At 50.0% G+C, this 19,457-nt stretch carries 10 protein-coding genes; all 10 read left to right on the top strand.

The window, feature by feature from the left end:
• Positions 1 to 41 precede the first annotated feature (41 nt).
• The 10 genes from K6T99_05520 (at position 42) to K6T99_05475 (ending at position 19,398) form a co-directional block, all read left to right on the top strand.
• On the top strand, positions 42 to 1,532 hold the full coding sequence (locus tag K6T99_05520) for a sulfatase (GenBank protein MCL6519270.1): 1,491 nt from the start codon (positions 42 to 44) through the stop codon (positions 1,530 to 1,532).
• Between the two features lie 69 nt (positions 1,533 to 1,601).
• Positions 1,602 to 3,107: a sulfatase gene (locus tag K6T99_05515; GenBank protein ID MCL6519269.1), complete on the top strand. Its 1,506-nt coding sequence runs from the start codon at positions 1,602 to 1,604 to the stop codon at positions 3,105 to 3,107.
• 23 nt (positions 3,108 to 3,130) lie between these two features.
• Entirely contained in the window at positions 3,131 to 4,651 is a 1,521-nt protein-coding gene (locus K6T99_05510; protein ID MCL6519268.1) for a sulfatase-like hydrolase/transferase, read from the top strand.
• A gap of 41 nt (positions 4,652 to 4,692) precedes the next feature.
• On the top strand, positions 4,693 to 6,081 hold the full coding sequence (locus K6T99_05505) for a glycoside hydrolase (protein ID MCL6519267.1): 1,389 nt from the start codon (positions 4,693 to 4,695) through the stop codon (positions 6,079 to 6,081).
• Between the two features lie 73 nt (positions 6,082 to 6,154).
• Positions 6,155 to 9,742: a hypothetical protein gene (locus K6T99_05500; protein MCL6519266.1), complete on the top strand. Its 3,588-nt coding sequence runs from the start codon at positions 6,155 to 6,157 to the stop codon at positions 9,740 to 9,742.
• Positions 9,739 to 11,670, top strand: a complete 1,932-nt coding sequence (locus K6T99_05495) for a DUF4838 domain-containing protein (GenBank protein ID MCL6519265.1) — start codon at positions 9,739 to 9,741, stop codon at positions 11,668 to 11,670. Before K6T99_05500 ends, K6T99_05495 begins: the two co-directional genes overlap by 4 nt.
• A gap of 126 nt (positions 11,671 to 11,796) precedes the next feature.
• Positions 11,797 to 14,055, top strand: coding sequence for a hypothetical protein (locus K6T99_05490; protein ID MCL6519264.1), 2,259 nt, complete (start codon positions 11,797 to 11,799; stop codon positions 14,053 to 14,055).
• A 120-nt stretch (positions 14,056 to 14,175) separates the two neighbouring features.
• The gene (locus tag K6T99_05485) at positions 14,176 to 15,471 is read left to right on the top strand and encodes an alpha-L-fucosidase (GenBank protein MCL6519263.1); all 1,296 of its coding nucleotides are present in this window, start codon (positions 14,176 to 14,178) and stop codon (positions 15,469 to 15,471) included.
• Positions 15,468 to 17,504, top strand: a complete 2,037-nt coding sequence (locus tag K6T99_05480; GenBank protein ID MCL6519262.1) for a hypothetical protein — start codon at positions 15,468 to 15,470, stop codon at positions 17,502 to 17,504. Before K6T99_05485 ends, K6T99_05480 begins: the two co-directional genes overlap by 4 nt.
• Before the next feature lie 10 nt (positions 17,505 to 17,514).
• Positions 17,515 to 19,398, top strand: a complete 1,884-nt coding sequence (locus K6T99_05475) for a DUF3604 domain-containing protein (GenBank protein MCL6519261.1) — start codon at positions 17,515 to 17,517, stop codon at positions 19,396 to 19,398.
• The last annotated feature ends 59 nt before the right edge of the window (positions 19,399 to 19,457 follow it).

The raw sequence follows: 19,457 nt of genomic DNA, 5'->3' as shown, positions 1-19,457 counted from the left end.
TTATTTATTTAAAGCCTTCAAATGGCAGGGAGGGAGAAGAAATGAATAGTAAGCGAGCAATCACCCGGCGGGATTTTTTCAAAGCGGCGGGAGCGGCCTCAGTGGGTTTGGCATTCAATACCTTTGGCGTGGTTTCTTCTGCAAAGGCGTCCGACGAACGCCCGAATATCCTCTTCATGATTGCAGACGACTGGTCATTCCCGCACGCCAGCATTCTTGGCGATAGAGTAGTGAAGACCCCTACCTTCGATAGAGTTGCGAGAGAGGGCGTACTATTCACAAATTCATTTTGTGCCGCCCCAACATGTACGCCGTCAAGGGGAGCCATATTGACTGGCCAGGCTATACACTGTCTGGATGAAGGTGCAAACCTCTACGGCATTTTGCCTGCCAGGTTCAAGACATTCCCTGATATCCTGGAGGAAGATGGTTACTTTATTGGGCTGAGCGGCAAAGGATGGGGACCTGGGAAGCTTGAGGGCACGGGAAGAACGCGCAACCCAGCAGGTCCGCAGTTTAAAAACTTCAAAGAGTTTTTGGAGCAAGCCCCGAGAAACAAGCCATTTTGCTTTTGGTTTGGCAGCCATTTTCCGCATAGAGATTATGAATTGGGCTGTGGTGTTAATTCTGGTATGCGTCTAGAGGATGTAGAAGTTCCGCCTTTCTTGCCTGACACCCCAGAAGTGAGAAGCGATATCCTTGATTACTATTGGAACGTTGAGCAATTTGACAAGCAATGTGCCGCTGTGCTCGAAAATCTTGAATTGTCTGGCCGCGCCGAAAACACCATAGTGGTCATCACAAGCGACAACGGCATGCCATTCCCAAGGGCGAAGGCAAACCTTTATGAGGCAGGTGCGCATATGCCTCTCGCCATCCGTTGGCCAGCAAGAGTGAAGGGCGGCCGAAAAGTGGATGAGGTCGTAAGCCATACGGACTTCGCACCGACGTTCTTGGAGGCGGCTGGCCTGAAGCCGCTTCCTGACATGACTGGACGCAGCCTGATTGATTTGTTGACCGAAGATGAACCAGCACGGCGCGACGCCGTTTTCGTGGAAAAGGAGCGTCATGTAAATTGCCGTGAAGGCAACTTGGGATATCCTTGCAGAGCAATACGCACTAAGGATTTCCTTTATATTCGCAACTTCCACCCAGAGCGGTGGCCTGCAGGCGACCCAAAAATGTGGGTGGCAGTTGGCGATTTTGGTGATATAGACACAAGCCCATCTAAAAAGCTCATCTTGAGCCGGCGGGATGACCCCAAAATTAAGCCATACTTCGAGCTTTCAACCGCAAAGCGGCCAGCCGAGGAACTCTATGACCTAAAGCGTGACCCGTGGACCGTCCACAACGTGGCAGACGACCCTGAATATGCCGGCATCAAGGAGAAATTAGCGCGGAGACTGCAGACCTGGATGACAAAAACAAGGGACCCACGTGCGACTAATCCAAACGATGACCGCTGGGATAGCTATCCTTATTTCGGCAGACAAGGAGAGTGGGTTTACCCCAAACCTAAGCAAAACAAGTGATAATCAAAAGAAAGGGAGTCGAGCGATATGAAGCAATACACGCGAAGAGATTTCTTAAAAGCGACATTAATGGCTGGTGCTTTTGCCGGGCTTTCTGCCATTTCGCCAGAGCTTGCATTTGGAAAGGAAGAAGGCAAATATAATGTCCTTTTCATAGCCGTTGACGATCTTAGGCCTACTTTGGGATGCTATGGTGCACCAGTCATCAAGACGCCGAATATTGACGCCCTCGCAGCTCGGGGCACCGTCTTCACCCGTGCTTACTGCCAGCAAGCGGTATGCAGTCCGTCGCGGACCTCGCTCCTCACGGGTCTTCGTCCTGACAGTACCAAGGTCTACAACCTTGAGGATCATTTCCGAAAATTCATTCCGAACGTTGTAACGTTGCCAGAGTACTTTAAGAAGCATGGCTACCACACCCAGGCGATGGGAAAGATATACCATCCTGGCCTTGATGATCCCCAGTCCTGGAGTGTACCACATTGGGCGGCAAAGGCACCAACTTACTTGAAGCCCGAGAGCTTGGCTCAGCAGAAAGAACTTAGAGAGAAGCTAGAAGCACAAGGAAGAAAGCTCAAGGACGAGGTAGTAGAAAAAGACCCCCAAACTGGATTGCCTCTCAAAATTATCCGCAGGGCATCCATTCTAAAAGGGCCGGCTTGGGAAGACCCCGATTGTCCCGATAATGCTCTTGCTGACGGAATGATCGCCGACCATGCAATCGAAACCTTATGCGAAATCAAGGATAAAAAGTTTTTCCTTGCAGTCGGCTTCCATAAACCACACCTACCGTTTGTGGCGCCTAAAAAGTATTTCGATATGTACGCAGGCGAAAAAGCCAAAATAGGCTTATCTCCAAATCCCTTCCCGCCAAAGGACAGCCCTGAGATTGCACTTACTACTTTTGGTGAACTGCGTTCGTACACGGATATCCCGGACGTTGGACCCATATCCGATGAAAAGGCGCTAGAGCTTCGCTATGCTTATTATGCAGCCGCAAGTTACACTGATGCTCAGATTGGGCGGGTGCTTAATGAGTTGGAAAAGCTTGGCCTTAAGGATAAGACAATCGTTGTGCTTTGGGGCGACCACGGGTGGCACCTGGGCGACCACAGCTTGTGGTGCAAACATACAAACTTCGAGGTTGCAACTCGCTCGCCTCTCATCATAAGCGCCCCCGGACAAAAGAACAAGGGTGCAAAGACAGACGCTCTAGTGGAATTTGTCGACATTTATCCGACCCTCTGCGAGCTTGCAGGACTGCCCATACCCGATAACCTTGAGGGCACTAGCGCTGTGCCAGTGATGAATGATCCCAAGCGCAAATGGAAGAAGGCTGCATTCAGCCAGTATCCACGTCCGGGGAATGTGATGGGTTATTCCATGCGCACAGACCGCTATCGCTACACCGAATGGATTAAAATGGATGGTGGCGATGTTGTTGCAGTTGAGCTTTATGACTATGAAAAAGATCCATTGGGCAACGTAAACATTGCTGGCTTGCCAGAGAATAAGGAACTTGTGGCTAAATTGAGCAAGCAACTTCGCGGTGGTTGGAAAAGGGCTAGACCTTAAGAGCAAAGTTTAGGAGGCTTGGCATGTCCGAAAATCAACCTAGGCAAACAAGGCGGGAGTTTCTAAAGGGAGCTGGTGCGATTGCAGCAAGTGTAGCACTAAGCGGGCGAATTCCTGCTGGATTCGCTGATAATAATGCGCGAAAGCCAAATGTAATATTCATTTTTGCTGACCAACTCAGAGCCTGTTCTGTGGGATGTTATGGCGACAAGCAGGCGAGGACGCCAAATCTCGACAAGCTGGCGTCGGAGGGAGTGCGATTTACCAACGCCATCAGCACCTGGCCTGTGTGTTCGCCGTTCCGTGCAATGTTAATGACAGGGCGGTATCCTATGTCGAACGGCGTTGTATACAACGACTTCCCAATATGGGATGGGCTTCCGTATATTGGCACTGCGTTTAAATCACAGGGCTATGCCACAGGGTACATCGGCAAATGGCATCTTCAGGGCAAGACTGAAGGCAAGGGTGGAGTGCCGCCAGATAGAAGGCTTGGGTTCGACTACTGGGAGCCGGTGAAGGGACCGATACTCTCGGAAGGACCCGATGGCAAGCAAATATGGCGGCCTAACGTCCAAACCGACAAGGCAATCAGCTATATTAAAGCTAACAAGGATAGACCCTTCTGTTTATTTTTATCTTGGAACCCACCGCATGACCCATACATCGCTCCTGACGAATACATGGCAATGTTTCCGCCGGAAAAGATGGAGTTGCGCCCTAACACCGCTGAAAAAGAGCTTGTGCGAATCGAACTTGAGAGGCATCCTATTCCAGCTAGCAACTCCGAAGCCGCGATGAAGCGGGCAAAATGGCGGAGGATAATAGACTCCGACGACGGTATACGGCGGAATATGCAGGGATATTATGCCGCTACCCATGGCTTGGATGTCTGCATTGGTCGTATCATGAAGGCTCTAGATGAAGAAGGCATTGCAGAAGATACAATTCTTGTATTCAGCTCTGACCATGGCGATATGCTTGGTTCACATCGGATGTCGCATAAGCAGGAGCCGTTCGAAGAATCCATAAATATCCCATTCATACTTCGCTACCCAAGGCGCGTTCCTAAGGGCATAACTACTGATGCGCTTTTGTCGCCAATGGATATCATGCCGACGCTTCTTAGTTTGGCAGGTCTGCCTATTCCAAAAGGCGTTCAGGGAATTAGCCTTGCAGATGCGGCACTCGGCAAGCGCTCTGACCAACGCGATGCGCTGCTTATTATGAAGATGCTCCCCGGTGGCAATCCCTGGATTATAAACGCGGCCACTGAGTGGCGAGGAGTGCGCACAAAGACCCATACATACGTTCGCCTTGCGGACGGCGGACCATGGATACTTTATGATAACAAGAATGACCCCTACCAAATGAGGAATTTGGTAAACGACCCGGCATATAAGAAGCTCCAAACTGAGATGGAGAGCAGACTCAAGCGGCTCCTCAAGGAGGCAGGCGACCCATTTGACACAGAGAAAATCGAGCGGGAAATTGCTGAGAAAAGCAAGACAATGCTGAAAAGCCGAGCTGGAAAAGGCATTTAACCTTTTCATTTGTCAGGATTGTTCAGTGCGCCAATTATAAAATGAGCAGAAAAATTAATCGGCGGTTTTTTCTAAGGCAGCTTGGCATGTCTGCTGCTGGTCTTAAGCTGGCTCCAGGTGTGTTGTTAGGCAAAGATAGAGGCGAAGAAGCGGCAATGGGTAATGTGGAAGATATCCTAAACACAGAAATTCAGCGCACCAAGCCCGACTATATAGTGTATAAGCCTAAAAGCATTGATGGCTCAACGTTCGATACTGGAAACGAACATTTCCTGGTGTTTGATGGGCCGGATGGCTCGCTGATGGCTGTGTGGACCCAGAGTAGCTATGAAGGTGCTGGGGACCACCGCATTGTTTTCTCGCGTTCTGATGATGAAGGAGCAACTTGGTCTCCACCAAAGCGCTTGGTAGGTCCCACCAAACCCGGCGATGGATATATGGCAAGCTGGGGATTCCCCATTGTCTCGAAGTCAGGGCGCATTTATGTAATCTATAATCAGTATCAAGGCATAGACGATGTCATCCACCAACATACAGGCACAATGGACTGCATCTACAGCGATGACATGGGGAAAACTTGGTCGAAGCCGCAAACCATACCCATGGCTCGAAGCCCCTACGACCACCCTGATTCAAAAGTGCCCTCCAATTGGATTGTCTGGCAGAAGCCAATAAAAGATTTGAAGGGCAAGTGGTTTACAGGCTTTACCCGCTGGGTCAGCAAGGCTGTACGAACCCCTCCACATAACAACTCTTGGACTGCATGGGAAAGTGTGGTTGAGTTCATGCGCTTTGAGAACATAGATGAAAATCCTCAGCCCAAGGATATCGAAGTTACATATTCCGCTTGGGGTAACAATGCGCTCCGAGTCCCTCATTACAGCAATCCCCTTCTAAGTATTGCCCAAGAGCCGAGTCTGGTGCGACTTCCCGATAAGCGGTTGTTTTGCACAATGCGTACAATGTCTGGTTATGTTTGGTACAGCATTTCCAACGACGACGGTCTTAATTGGTGCAATCCACGGCCACTCCTCAGACGCGACCATGGCCTTCCAATACTCCAGCCGCTCTGTTGTTGTCCGATATACGAATATTCAGCGGGCAGGTACATCCTCCTTCATCACAATAACGATGGTCGTGTGGATGGCCACCAGCCTGAAGAGACGAAATTCAACCGCCGCCCAGCGTTTATCGCCCTAGGTGAGTACCGTCCAAATGCTGAACAGCCGATTTGGTTCAGCCAGTCAAAGCAGTTAATGGATAACGACGGGCATGGCATTGGTCCGCTGAACCGCCTCGATATCGGGGTCTATCCAAGTGTAACGAAACGCAATAATAACTTTGTGCTCTGGCATCCAGACCGCAAGTTTTTCTTGCTAGGCAAAAAGATAACCGATGAATGGCTGTCTGACCTGGAGGTGCCTGCCTGAATTGTTGCGTTTGACTACAGCCTTCGCCTGCTTGGCTCTAACGGCATTAACCTCATCTAAAGGAGTGTTCTCTATGGGTTATATGCTCGATGCCGTGCCGTGCGGTTATTACCTTTATGCTTATGACGATTGCGGCATCGAGGGTAGGCAGCCGCATGTTAGGATGGACGACTGCTATCTCTGGACCTTCAACACTAGCGATACGGACGCTGATTTGAAGTCTAGGTCGGCGGTCTTCAGCTATAAAAAGATAATCGCCGTATACGAAAATCTTGATCCAAAGCTGGACTACATTGTTGCCGTAACTTATGCGAATGACCACGTATACAACCGAGTGCAAAGCATGTGGGCGGATGGCGTCGAGCTCCATGGTCCATATGCGCTTCCAAAGGCGAAGGCAGTCCGTCTTATATGCAAAATACCCCCAGAAGCTACAAGTGATGGTAAGGTAACACTGGAGTGGAGAATTCACGGCGAGGTTAACGCCACAGTTTCGATAATTGAACTTTGGGCTTCGTCTCCACCACCAGGTCCATCTATTCGCTTTGGGTCTATTTTCGGCACTCAGACCGAGTTGACCGGCAAAATACTGAGTTTGAGCTATGATGGCATTGAGGGCGTTAATGTCAAGCTTACCTCGGCTGATAAACCTGGCGTGGTATTAGAAACTACCACTGGAGTCGGTGGCTCATTCAGCTTCGACCGACAGCAGGTTGAGCGATTGGAGGGGGATGTTCGCATCACGGCGAACTTTGAAGGGTCAAGGATTGAAAAGGTCTTGGCTTCTAAGGACTTATTCTTCGACCCTATTCGCTTCAGGCCGATTCCCGTCAAGGTGGGCGGCTTGAAAAGCAACCACCTGCTACTTGATGGCACCTGGCGCATCAGTCCCAACCCCCCTGAAGACAAGCGCCCGCTTCCAATGGACAGCACCCTTTGGGGCGATATAAAAGTTCCTGGCCAATGGCTCCAGCAAGGATACGATATCCCTCAGGATAAGCCGGTCGCAATGGCGCTCGAGTTTGTAATCCCACAAGAGTGGGCTGGCCACCGCATCTTTCTGCGGTTCGATGCAGTTCATGCCGGAACTGATTACTGGCTAAACGGGCGGTATCTAGGCTACAGCGAGAATCTGTTTACGCCTGTCGAATGGGAGATAACAAAATTCGCCCATGTTGGTGTGACAAACCGCCTCGACCTTCGCATGATTGTCGCAACCGTTTCTGAGGCACTTTCGTATTCTTCAGGGTATGCATTCCACAACCTGGGTGGTATTGATCGTTCGGTGCATTTGTATGCACTGCCGGCGGTCCATATCAGAAGCCTGCGTTTGAATACAGACCTGGACAAAGATTATAAAGATGCCGACCTCAAGCTTGCATTTTCTGTAGACGGAGCACCAAACCACGCGGGCATGGTGCTTAATATCCTTCTTTTTTCGCCCCAAGGAAAGCAAATCAAGCATTCCCTTCCGAAGCTTGACCTAGTGGCTGGGCAGACTGATTTTGAGGTGGTTGCTCATGTCAAGAATCCGCTCAAATGGAGTGCAGAGAAACCCAATCTCTACCGCCTTGTACTCGAACTCATGGATGGCGAAAATCTCGTTGAGCGGATTGAGCGCACCGTCGGCTTTCGCAAGATTGAATGGCACGACAAACAGCTTTTCATCAACGGCAAGCGAGTCAAGCTGGCTGGTGCATGCCATCATGAAGTTGACCCACTGACGGGTCGAGCGAATACGATGCACCATGCCGAAGAGGACGTTCGCTTGCTTAAAGCGGCGAACTTGAATTATATCCGAACATCTCATTACCCGCCGACCAACGAGCTGCTTGATGCCGCTGACCGACTTGGAATGTACGTCGAGGTGGAGGCGCTATTCTGCTGGGTGGGCCCTAGAGATGATGTGGAGTGCCTGCGGCAAATACTCGTACCAACGTCAGCAATGGTTGACTACTGCCACGCGCACCCCAGCGTGATTATCTGGTCGCTTGCCAATGAATCACACTTTAATGAGTTTTTTGAAGTCTCAAATAAGCTGATAAAGTATCTAGACCCTACGCGTCCCACGACATTCAACAACCCAGACCCGAAAGAAATCTGCGATATCGAGAATTACCATTACCCTCCAATGCCTTGGCATGAGCAGTTTAAAGATCGCTCACGTCCCATCCTCTTTGGCGAGTATTGGTTTCCGGTTTGCCATGAGCAGACCGACGTTATGATCAACCCTGGCCTGCGAGAATATTTTGGCCGCGGCCATGCCGACCCCGATTCGAAATTTGCAAGGGAAATAGCGGCAGAATATGACCTTCCGGTCATGAAGCCGTGCGCAAAGCCTGGCGCATGGAGCGGCATCTATCACTCCGACCACATAGTAGGTGGAGCGATATGGGCTTCCCACGACGATGCCTTTTACTTCCGCGATGGAAAGCATTGCGGGTATGCTTGGCACCATGGCTTTTGGGGCTTGATTGATGTCTGGCGCCGTCCGAAGCCTGAATGGCATCTTGCACGACTTATCTTCAGCCCTGTTTGGTTTCCAGCTAGTTGTGTGGATTATACCCCTGGCAAGGAGTTTGTGCGTGTTCCAGTAGAGAATCGCTATTCGTTCACAAGTTTGTCGGGATTGAAAATAACCTGGGAAGTTTGTGGTAAATCAGGAATCGTAAAAGCTAGCATTCCTCCTTCTTCGATTGGAAATATAGAGATTCCAATCCCAGAGGGGACTCCGATGGGCGAAAGTCTCATCCTGCGAGTTTGGGATAAAAATGGCAATTTGGTTAATGCCCGTTCGATTCAATTGGGTGAAATTGAGCAAAAACCTCTGCCAAGAAGTAAGGCCGGCCCGCCGGAATGGCAGGATGACGGGAAAACAATCGTTATTTGGGGCAGAGGATTCTCGCTGGTTCTCGACCGCACTCTAGGCGATTTCGCAGTCAATGATAAACGGCATGATGCTCCAATCACTGCATTTCCTTCCATCCACCTGACTAGATATGACTTTGGAGATTTGGCAGGCCCAAACTCGCCGCCCTACGCGGTATTCCCCGAAATCAGAACTAGGGTTGTTGAGGAGGTCTCCGCCAAAGAGACGCAGGAAGGCCTGAAGCTCACTGTTCGCGACCGCTATGAAGGTTTTGCAGGTTGGACCAGCTGGCTTGTAGATAAAGAGGGCATGGGACGAATTATTTATGACTATATCTACTTAGGCGACGAGATGAATATGCGGGAGCTAGGCGCAAAGCTTATCCTAAAGTCGGAATGCGACGAGATAAGGTGGCGCCGGTGGTCGGAGTGGGGAAATGTATTCCCCCAGGAGTGCATTCTTAGACCTGAGGGTAGCGCAAGGGCCCGCCGCGACTCAAGGTGGGGAGAGGAAGCGTGGAATAAGAAGCCAGCTTGGCCTTGGTCGCTCGACCAAACTGAGCTTGGAACTGCAGACTTCCGCTCAGTAAAGTTCAATATATACGAAGCATCGCTCGAATCGCCGGATAGAAAAGGCATCAAAGTTCACGCCAATGCCGACGTTCACGTACGCACCGCACTTTCGAAAGACGGCGTCTGGATGCATATCTTGTCTCAGTGTCGTCTTGGCCAGATTTTGCTAAAAAAGGGCGACCGCCTTTCAGGCGAGTATGTTGTGGAGATTGTGAAATGAGAAAGGGGTCGGTGTGGCTAATCGCATTAACCTTGCTTTTATTCCACAGTATGGGGGTTGCCGGCAATATGGAGGCTGAGATTGTTAAAAAAGGCAAAACTAACTGGCGGATAGTCAATGTATCAGACGGCGAAGTCTGCAAGTTTGCGGCAGGCGAACTGCAGAAATATCTAAAAGAGATGAGCGGCTGCGAACTGCCGATAGGTCCGGGCGACGGCCCTGCGATTGTGCTAGGCCTCCGCACGGACCTTTCTTCGGACGATGATATGCTTCTGCCAGAGCCCGCGGTTGGTTTTGATGGCTATGCTGTGGCAATAACCTCGGACAGAATTGTTGTTGGCGGCGACAATGAACGCGGCGTTGTTTATGGCATTTATGACCTCTTGGAGCGCATCGGCTGCCGATGGTTTTATCCTCAGCAGGATCCCAAAGATGTTGAGGTTGTTCCTCGCCTAAGTACTGTTCGTTTGGAGGTTGGTAAAACTGCGATTGCCTCACCTATCGAATACCGAATTTGCAACGCGAGCTCTTTCTTTTTTGAGGTTAATCCTCCAGCAATGAAAGCCCAGCTCGACGTTGCCATGAAAGCACGGTATAACGGCATGGGCTGGCAGTGTGACCACCGTACTCCCGTAGGCGAACAATATAAACAGATGGAGGCTGGGGGCGTCATTAAAGAGATAAAGAAGCGAGGCATGATTCTTCATGGCCCGGCGCACAGTTATCCCCATTTCCTTCCGAACGACCTCTACAGCGAACATCCAGAATGGTTCGGAATGCGTAATAGAAAGCGTGTTAAGCAGGAGTTTGCCGGCTCGCAATTCTGCCTTTCAAACCCTGAGGCTCGGCAAATGTTCATTAAAAATGCTGAGAAGTTTGTGCTGGAAAGCCCTGGACTAGACATTTTTTGCCCGCTTCCCTTCGATGGTGGGCAGTTCTGCGAGTGCCCCGAATGCTCCAAATCAACGCCAGCTGACCTGATGTTCGTGCTAATGAATGAGCTAATTGAGCGGCTTTCGGTAAGTGCGCCGAAATTGCTGGTCGAGACCTATGGCGGCTACAACCCAAAAGAGCCGCCAGAAAAGGTGAAGCCCCATCCAAAACTGCGAATCATTTGGGCTCACTGGGGGCGCTATCATGGCTATGGGTATGACGATGCAAGATATGACCTTAGAGATAATTTGGAGAAGTGGCGCAAGGCAGCACCAGGTGGGTTCACCCTCTGTCAGTATTATACCGATAACTTTGCAACTCCATGGATATCTGCACCTTATGCGATTGTCATTAAGGGTGATAGGCGATATATCCTAAGTAGTGGCGTCAAAGGTGTATATGTGCTTCATTGGGCGAAGGGATATTGGTGGAACCACGGTCTGAACAGCTATATGGCTGGTAGGTGCTTCTACGACATTTCCCTAGACCCATATGACCTAATTCGAGACTATGCCGTGCGCTATTTTGGCGAGAATGCTGGTCCATTGCTGTCAGCCTACTACATTCAGTGGGCAACGAATATAGATTTGCTTTATCATGTGAGGGATGGGACCAGCGAGTCGGACCGCAAATTGCTTGCCGAACAGCGCCGCCTCTGGGTAGACCCGGCGGTCGAGGCAGTTAAGGACGACCCCCTTCTATCCCACCGTGTTGGCAAGGTTGACAAGCTTCACCGTGTGGCTGAAATGCTGGCGGAGGCGCATCGCATGCGGGAGGAGGTTGCCGAACAGCGCAAAGCGGGCGACATCAAAGGGGCTAGGAAGTTGCTGGAAAAGGCGAAGGCATACACAGATGGAGTTCTCGCTTATATGGCATCCGTCGCCGAACTAGGAGAGGGCTTGATTGACCGCAACGAGGTTTCTGGTTTTATTACCCTGGGGGTCAAGAGATGGATTGAAGAAGAGGAAAAGGCGATTGAAGGGATTGCAAAGTAAAAGCCGCTTGCTTTTTAATTAAAACCGTTGGTTTTTGCCGATGAGAGATGTTTGCTTTTTAAGCAAGCGCTAATCTTTATCGGCGGTGAAAGAAATTACAAGCAGAGGATTTTTTGGAGGGTTAGTATGAGATTCCTAAAGTGCGGATTAGTAGTATTGTTGGCATTTACAATTCTGCCACTTGCAGCACTCAGCGGACAAAATACCGAAAGGATTCCAACGGTCCAAGAAGCTATTAATTCGCGGCGAGATATATGGGGCGAATTGGCGATGAAACAGCCTAATGGGCCAAGCTATGAGTTTTTCGAAAAGCTTCTTCCACCACTTAGGTATGTCAGTGCCACATTTGAGCACTACCCAATAGTGCTCTGCGCACCCAGTGGAAAAGTAAAGGCAAGGTTGGTTAGCAATGGGAGCTCGGTCAACGCCTTAGCCCGCACTCTAACTTGGCGCTCTGAAGCCGGCAACCCCGTTATCTTCTATGTTGGAAGGGATGAGGAAGTCTTCGGCAAGGACCTTAGCAAACTTGACGGCCCAAAGTACGAAAAAGGTTACCTCCCGATTGTTCACAACCGCTACCGCCATGCCGGCGTCACCATCGAACAAGAGGCATTCGCATGTGTTGAGCCGCCATATTCTGATAGCGGCGTCGTGTTCTTGAGCTTCAAAGGAAGCGGCAAATTGGTGGCATTGCTCACAATGACCACAAATGCGGCTATGTACCCCAAAGACGGAGTACTTCGCAATTCAGAAGGCGGCGCTGTGTTGTGGTTTGGCAAGGGATGGAAATGGGAGCCTGGAGGCCAAAGGTTGGTTACTGAACTGTCTCCTATTAGGCCGGCACTGCTAGCTGTTCCAACAAAGCCTATACAGGAACAGCTACCAGCTCTTGATCAATCGCTATATCAAGCTCAACGCAGAAAGTGTGCCGATGTCTGGGAAGCACTCCTCAGCCGTGGGATGCAAGTTGAGACCCCCGAGCCAATTGTTAACAATGCTTGGAAAGCCCTTATAATTGGTATTTTTGAACTCGTGCACGGCGATGAAATGCGTTATAGCGCCGGTAACCAATATGCGCAGATGTATGTAAGTGAAGGGTCAGACGCAATCCGAGCGGTTTTGCTGTGGGGCTATAAAGCAGACGCACGCCGAATGCTCTTGCCGCTAATGAACTTCAGACGCCAGGGTCTACTTTACCATCAAGCTGGCAAAAAACTTCAAATGCTGAGCCACTACTACTGGCTGACAAGGGATGAATCGTGGTTCAAGGAGCATCGGGACCTATGGATGCTCGAAGCCAACCGGCTTGCAAACGAACGCGAGAAAGAAACGGGATTGCTGCCTCGCGAACGCTACTGCGGCGATATTGGCACGCCGGTTTATTCCCTGAGCACGAATGCAAATGGATGGGCAGGTCTCCGCGACCTTTCAGCTATCCTCAGAGAAATGAAAGAGTATGACGAAGCAGTCCGTCTTGAAAAATCGGCTGAGGAATGGCTGCCACCTATATTCGATGCTCTTGAGAAAAGTATACGTAGAGATATAGACCCACCTTTCATCCCCATTGCGTTATTTGGAGAAGAAAAGCCATATGACCCTCTGACTGGGACGCGAATTGGCGGCTACTGGGACCTAGTGGCACCGTATATACTCGGTTCGGGCATTTTCAAAACTGGTTCGTACTATGAGACTTGCATCAAGCGCTACCTTGAGGAAAAGGGTGGGCTAATGATGGGTATGGTGCGCACCCATCCGGGGATATCGTGGTGGATGGTCAATCAAAACATTGATGATCTCTACACGATTCGGTATGTTCTTACACTGTTGCGGCGGGACGAAGTAGAGCGTGCTCTTGTGAGTTTCTACGGCAAGCTGGCTCAAGGGCTCACGCGCGATACTTTTATTGGGGGCGAAGGAACCTGCCCTCTGCCAAGGGACGAGTTTGGTCGTCAGATATCTCTCCCTCCTAATAGTGCAAGCAATGCTTTCTTCCTCTGGATGCTTAGGTACATCCTAATTCAGGATTGGGATACAGACGATGACCGAAAGCCAGATACTCTGCGGTTGATGTTTGCCACACCAAGGAGATGGATGGAAGATGGTAAATTAATCAAAGTAGAACGAGCTCCAACTGCCTTTGGGGAAGTCTCGGTAACCATGACCTCCTACCTTAGCAAAGGCGAGGTCATCGCCGAAGTAACCGCGCCGCCCGAGCCGCCGAAGCACATGCTTATCCGCTGCAGGCTTCCGGATGGTTGGAAAGTTGTCTCGGCAAAGGTGGGCAACCGCAACCTGGATGTAGATGGACAGGGCACTGTAGATATAACGGGGCTGAAGGGCAAATTTGACATGTCTTTCAAGGCCGTTCGAATAGCTAGCAGATAGCTTACGGCAGTTTAATAGATATTACTGCGATAAGAAGCTCAAATTTAGCAGTATATGCGAAGGATTTGCGGATTTACTGCCTAAATGTGAAACGAAGACTTTTGTAAGGAGGCTTGTACTATGCCAAAGCTACCAGATCCTACGCCTGGCGACACTAGTTGGTTTGTTCATGATAGATTCGGCTTGTTTATTCATTGGGGAATTTACTCCGCTGCGGCCCGCCACGAATGGGTCAAGAACCGAGAGAAAATCAGCGATGAGGATTATCAAGTATATTTTGACCACTTCGACCCTGACCTTTATGACCCCACCGTCTGGGCTAGGGAAGCAAAGAACGCAGGAATGAAATACTTTGTTGTTACAACCAAACACCATGACGGATTTTGCCTTTGGGATTCTGCGCTCACCGATTACAAGGCTACCAACACCCCGGCTGGGCGCGATCTCCTCAGACCAATGGTTGAGGCGTTCAGGGCAGAGGGCCTAAAAGTCGGATTCTATCACTCGCTTATTGACTGGCATCACCCTGAGTTTCCAATTGATGGCTTGCACCCAATGCGTGACAACCTAGAGTTTCGCGAAGCCCAAAAAGGGCGGGATATCAGAAAGTATGTCGAATACCTCCACGGACAGACTCGAGAATTGCTTACCATGTTTGGGCGTGTCGACATCATGTGGTTTGATTTCTCATATCCAAAAGCCGATTGGGGCTGGTCAAAGGGCAAAGGCCGCGACGACTGGCAGTCCGAAAAATTAGCCAAAATGGTTCGGGAGCTTCAGCCGCACATAATCCTTAATGACCGCATCGACCTGCCGGAAAGTGCGGATTTCCGAACGCCGGAACAGTATCAACCAAAAGGATGGCTGGAGGTTGATGGCAAGCCGGTTGTTTGGGAAGCATGCCAGACCTTCAGCGGAAGTTGGGGATACTACCGCGATGAATGCAATTGGCGCTCGACAGATGAGTTGATTCGGACGCTAATAGATTGTGTTTCCAAGGGCGGCAACTTCCTACTGAATGTTGGGCCGAATGCTCGAGGCGAGTTTGATCCAAGGGCTATTGAAAGACTTCGGGGAATCGGCGAGTGGATGCGCCTGCATAATAGATCAATCTACGGCTGTACTGCCAGCGACTTTGTGCCTCCTCCTAATTGCGCGTATACTCAAAATGGCAAGCGGCTGTACCTGCATATCTTTGCATGGCCTTATAAACACATCCACCTGGAAGGACTTGCGGGCAGGGTTGCCTATGCTCAGTTGCTGAACGACGCATCTGAAGTAAAGAGAATCGAGATTGACCCTCATCAAGAACCGCAAAACACTACGATGAAGGGCACGCCTGGGACTCTTACCCTTGAGCTACCGCTTCAGAAGCCGCCCGTGGCAATTCCGGTGGTGGAGTTGTTCCTCAAGTGAAGCAAATCATGCTTTTTCTTGCTATTATCCCAGCCTGCGTGTATGCAAGGGATGTATACCAGGTCCGCAGGCTTTCTGAGCATGAGTTGCTGAAAACCTACGAGAATATAATGCTTGACTGCTGCCGATTCTCGGACAGAGATTGGCATGAGTCAGCCTTCGATGTCGAAGCTGGATATTGGGGCAACGGAATAAGCGAGGGTAATGAGGGCATTCGTGCAATTGGAAACATGGTTCTCTCGAGTGCCGCACTTTTAAAGTACTCTCGCCTAAAAGATGCTGAGCGCCAATATCTCAAAAGCAGGGCTCTACGCGCAATTCGGTATGCTGTTGCAACCCATGTCACCGGGACGCAAAAGTGCACCGACGGCAAAAAGTGGGGCTGCAGTTGGCAGTCAGGGATGTGGGCGAGCAACCTGGCGTTCGGTGCGTGGCTTATTTGGGACGACCTTGATAATGAATTGCGGGAAGGGATTGAGCGCGTCATTTCTAAGGAGGCAGACCGCCTCCTTAATCGAACCCTGCCAACTAATCGCTGGGGTGATACCAAGGCTGAGGAGAATGGTTGGGACCTTACTTGCATATCTATTGCATCAAATATGTTTGCCCGGCATCCCAATGCATCTGAATGGAGCAAAAAGGCAATCGAATATATGATGAATACCCTTTCGGTTCCCCGCGACCTTAGGGATGAGAGGCTAATAGATGGGAGACCGGTCAAAGAATGGGTCAAGGGTGCAAATTTACATCCCGATTTCACGCTCGAGAACCACAACTTCTTCCATCCATCCTACGTTGCCTGCAGTAGTTATTTCCTCGCAGTGGCTTCGATGCACTATGCCTATGCAAGACGTCCAATTCCACAAGCAGCAACTCACCACCTCATGGATACTTGGGCAATGTTCCAAACTTTAGTGCTTCCCTGCGGAGAAACCATTTTCCCACAAGGGATGGACTGGGAGTTGCACGGGCTTCCCTATATAAATCTATTTGCTTTTCTATCCACCAAAATGCACGATTCCCTTGCCGCAAGGTTGGAAAGCATTCACTTGCAGTACATAAGGACGTGGCAGAATATGCAGGATGGCAACCTGGCAATTCCTGGGTCAAAATTAGGATTCACGCGACATGCCATCTTTGCCGAACAGGTGACATACGGCTTTCTCTCGCATAAGCTATTTGGTCCGGCATGCGAGCCTAACGCCGCCACTCGCCAATTGGAATGCGTGCGGCAATTCGGTCCAATTGGCGTTATTCTTCATCGCACCCCTAGCAAGCTCGTCTCTTTCTCCTGGAAAAATCGAATCATGGGCACGCTGGCACCCATTGGAGAGAAGCACGAAGGCAATTGTCATTTCGCCGTCCCGATAACGAATGGCTTTATAGGCACGTTCCAATTGGGCGAAGAAGGGAGCCAGGCGCTGACGGTTGTAAAGCACTCATGGCGAAAAGCGGAGAATGGATTCGAGACATTTGGTGAGCTGCTTACAAACGGCGGACTTCTTAAACAGGAGCTCAAGGTGACATCGGTTGGTGAGAAAGTAGTGGTCTATGAAGACAAGGTGACCGCTCTAGATGACGTATTAATTGAAAGCGAACTCGGCGTTCCAGTTGGTATTGAAAATGATATTCTCACTGGCGGCTTGAGAACTGTATATCACCAGGGCGGCAAAATTAACTTCGACTGGCGGAACCCGCAGAAGCCAGTTGCATTCCATGGCAAGTGGGTCAATGTAGATGGACGGTTGGGTGTTGTGTCTGTTGCTGGATCTGGAATAGCTTATGTGCAAGCCACGGCGTACAATAGTCAGGCAGTCTATGCAGATACACTCTATGGTTCTTTCTCAAATCGCCGGCGGCAATTCAAAGCAGGCGATCAGATTGCATATAGGTTAATTGTTTTCTTTGTTGAAACAACACCGGAAGAGACTTCTCTAATATCGGAAAGTGTAATGATAAAAGAGAAGCCCGAAGGCAGAGCGCTCAGCATTAAACTTTATGAAGGTAAAGAGCTTCAAGTACCGCTAATGTAGAGGTTTTTGCATGCAAAGTCGTCCGCTTAGAATACCAAAGGATGTGTTAATTAGCAAGCCTAATCCTCCAATCGCATGTGCCGGCGAAAAAGGGTCATGGGTTCTCTCCTTTATCCTCTCTAAGCCGGTTTCGTCTGACCAAGTGCTCTGGCTTTGCTTTCATGGCGGCCGCAATCTTAAGCCTCCATGGCAAGGGTTTCAAACCGATAATCCATCCCAAGAAGGATATGTTTCCCTGCAAACCGCATCTGGCGAACTGCTGAGCGCCATCAATCGTAGCGAAGATAACGGCATCTTTTCATTCAGGGTTCCCTTAGAAGGGTTTGAAAAAGGAGAGGTTTTGACAGCACATCTGACTGGAGTTACCGCACCTCGGCTGTCTCACCCCGATCGGTTTGTTCTGCTTATGGTTGCCTCTCCTATTGAGGAAATCAAAATTCACGGCCTTTTCGGAGATACGCTGAATCGCATCGTTGGTGCGTGCATGTTTCCAATCATAGGAAGTGTTCCTGTTGGCATCAGGGCAATAGCGCCGAGCACCGTTCCTCCTGCGGAAGGGTTCTCCCTGCTTGTGAGGCCTGAGGATGCGAATCGGAATACGGCGTGCCAAACCCCCGGTGATATTGTCGTGCACTTGAATGGCGAAAGGATACTCACCAGCCGCTTTGAGGTTGATGGCTCGAACTGCGTCCGCATTGCCGCTTCAATTTCCAAGGAGGGTATCTACCGATTCGAGGTGGAGGATGCCGCAAATGGTATGAAATCTGTTACTAATCCAATCATATGCGGCAACGCCGAATATAAACTCTTATGGGGTGCTTTCCACGGCCATACTGAAATTTCCGATGGCGTCGGCTCTCTCGATAGGTATTTCAAATACATTAGGGACGAATGTGCGCTTGATTTTGCCGCCTCAAGCGATCACGACAATGAGAAGGAAACGCCAGACAACCTTTGGCACTTAGTTCAGAAAGCTGTGGCTCGATATAATGAACCTCACCGATTCACAGTTTTCCTTGGTTATGAATGGGCAAAATGGCGCAAGCTTGGTCACGGTGACCGCAATGTGTATTATCTAGAAGATTATAGGCCAATCTACCGCTCTGATGAGGGCCATTATCCGACGCCGCTGGATCTTTTTGGTGCACTGAAGAATGAATCAGCAATCATCATCCCACATCATCCTCCACATCCGGGCAACCACAACGATTGGACCTTTCATGAGTCGGATAAGGAGCGGCTGGTCGAGATATATTCGATATGGGGATGCTCTGAACGCAGCCCCGAGGATGGCAATCCTTTGCCTGGTAGTCCTGTCCTTCGCGAGGATAACACGCCAATGAACCCCTTAGGCTACGTGCAGCGCGCCCTTGCGCTCGGATGGCGTGTGGGTTTTACAGCGGATTTTGATGACCATCTTGGTCATGTGGGCGACCGAACAACGCGCGGTCGTGGGCAGACTGGCGGGCTTACTGCTGTTTGGGCGAAAGAAAATACCCGGCAAGCAATCTGGGAGGCACTTTGGAATCGTCGGTGCTATGGAACTACAGGCGAGCGCATTATTTTGAATTTTCAAATGAACAATGGTTTTATGGGGTCGGAATTCCTGCTTGCAGAACATCCGAACCTTGCGTCATCTCGAAAAATCCTGGTTTCGGTCTGCGGCACTGCACCAATCAAGCTAATCGAAATAGTAAGGAATAATAAAGATATCTATACTTCAACTCCTGGCAGGCTCGACGTCGAACTAGAATGGGTGGATTGCGAACCGCTTGACGATGTTAATCTGCCGCCTACAGTGCACTTGCCCAAGCCATTCACCTTCTACTACGTTCGCATTACCCAAGAAGATGGCGCAATTGCCTGGTCGAGCCCAATTTGGATTATCTCATAGCACAATTTAGTGTTTTAAATTGCGCCTAGGTTGGTAGTATATTTAGGATAGGCAGGTTA

The organism is Armatimonadota bacterium (assembly GCA_023511795.1).
Taxonomy (GTDB): domain Bacteria; phylum Armatimonadota; class UBA5829; order DTJY01; family DTJY01; genus JAIMAU01.
Note: the sequence above shows the minus strand (reverse complement) of the source record. Positions and strands in the feature narration are given on the sequence as shown.

What these genes read in the sequence shown, in the direction of transcription:
- K6T99_05510 (MCL6519268.1), top strand. Translation starts at nt 3,131, where the DNA reads ATGTCCGAAAATCAACCTAGGCAAACAAGGCGGGAGTTTCTAAAGGGA.
- K6T99_05495 (MCL6519265.1), top strand. Translation starts at nt 9,739, where the DNA reads ATGAGAAAGGGGTCGGTGTGGCTAATCGCATTAACCTTGCTTTTATTC.
- K6T99_05515 (MCL6519269.1), top strand. Translation starts at nt 1,602, where the DNA reads ATGGCTGGTGCTTTTGCCGGGCTTTCTGCCATTTCGCCAGAGCTTGCA.
- K6T99_05490 (MCL6519264.1), top strand. Translation starts at nt 11,797, where the DNA reads ATGAGATTCCTAAAGTGCGGATTAGTAGTATTGTTGGCATTTACAATT.
- K6T99_05475 (MCL6519261.1), top strand. Translation starts at nt 17,515, where the DNA reads ATGCAAAGTCGTCCGCTTAGAATACCAAAGGATGTGTTAATTAGCAAG.
- K6T99_05500 (MCL6519266.1), top strand. Translation starts at nt 6,155, where the DNA reads ATGGGTTATATGCTCGATGCCGTGCCGTGCGGTTATTACCTTTATGCT.
- K6T99_05520 (MCL6519270.1), top strand. Translation starts at nt 42, where the DNA reads ATGAATAGTAAGCGAGCAATCACCCGGCGGGATTTTTTCAAAGCGGCG.
- K6T99_05485 (MCL6519263.1), top strand. Translation starts at nt 14,176, where the DNA reads ATGCCAAAGCTACCAGATCCTACGCCTGGCGACACTAGTTGGTTTGTT.
- K6T99_05505 (MCL6519267.1), top strand. Translation starts at nt 4,693, where the DNA reads ATGAGCAGAAAAATTAATCGGCGGTTTTTTCTAAGGCAGCTTGGCATG.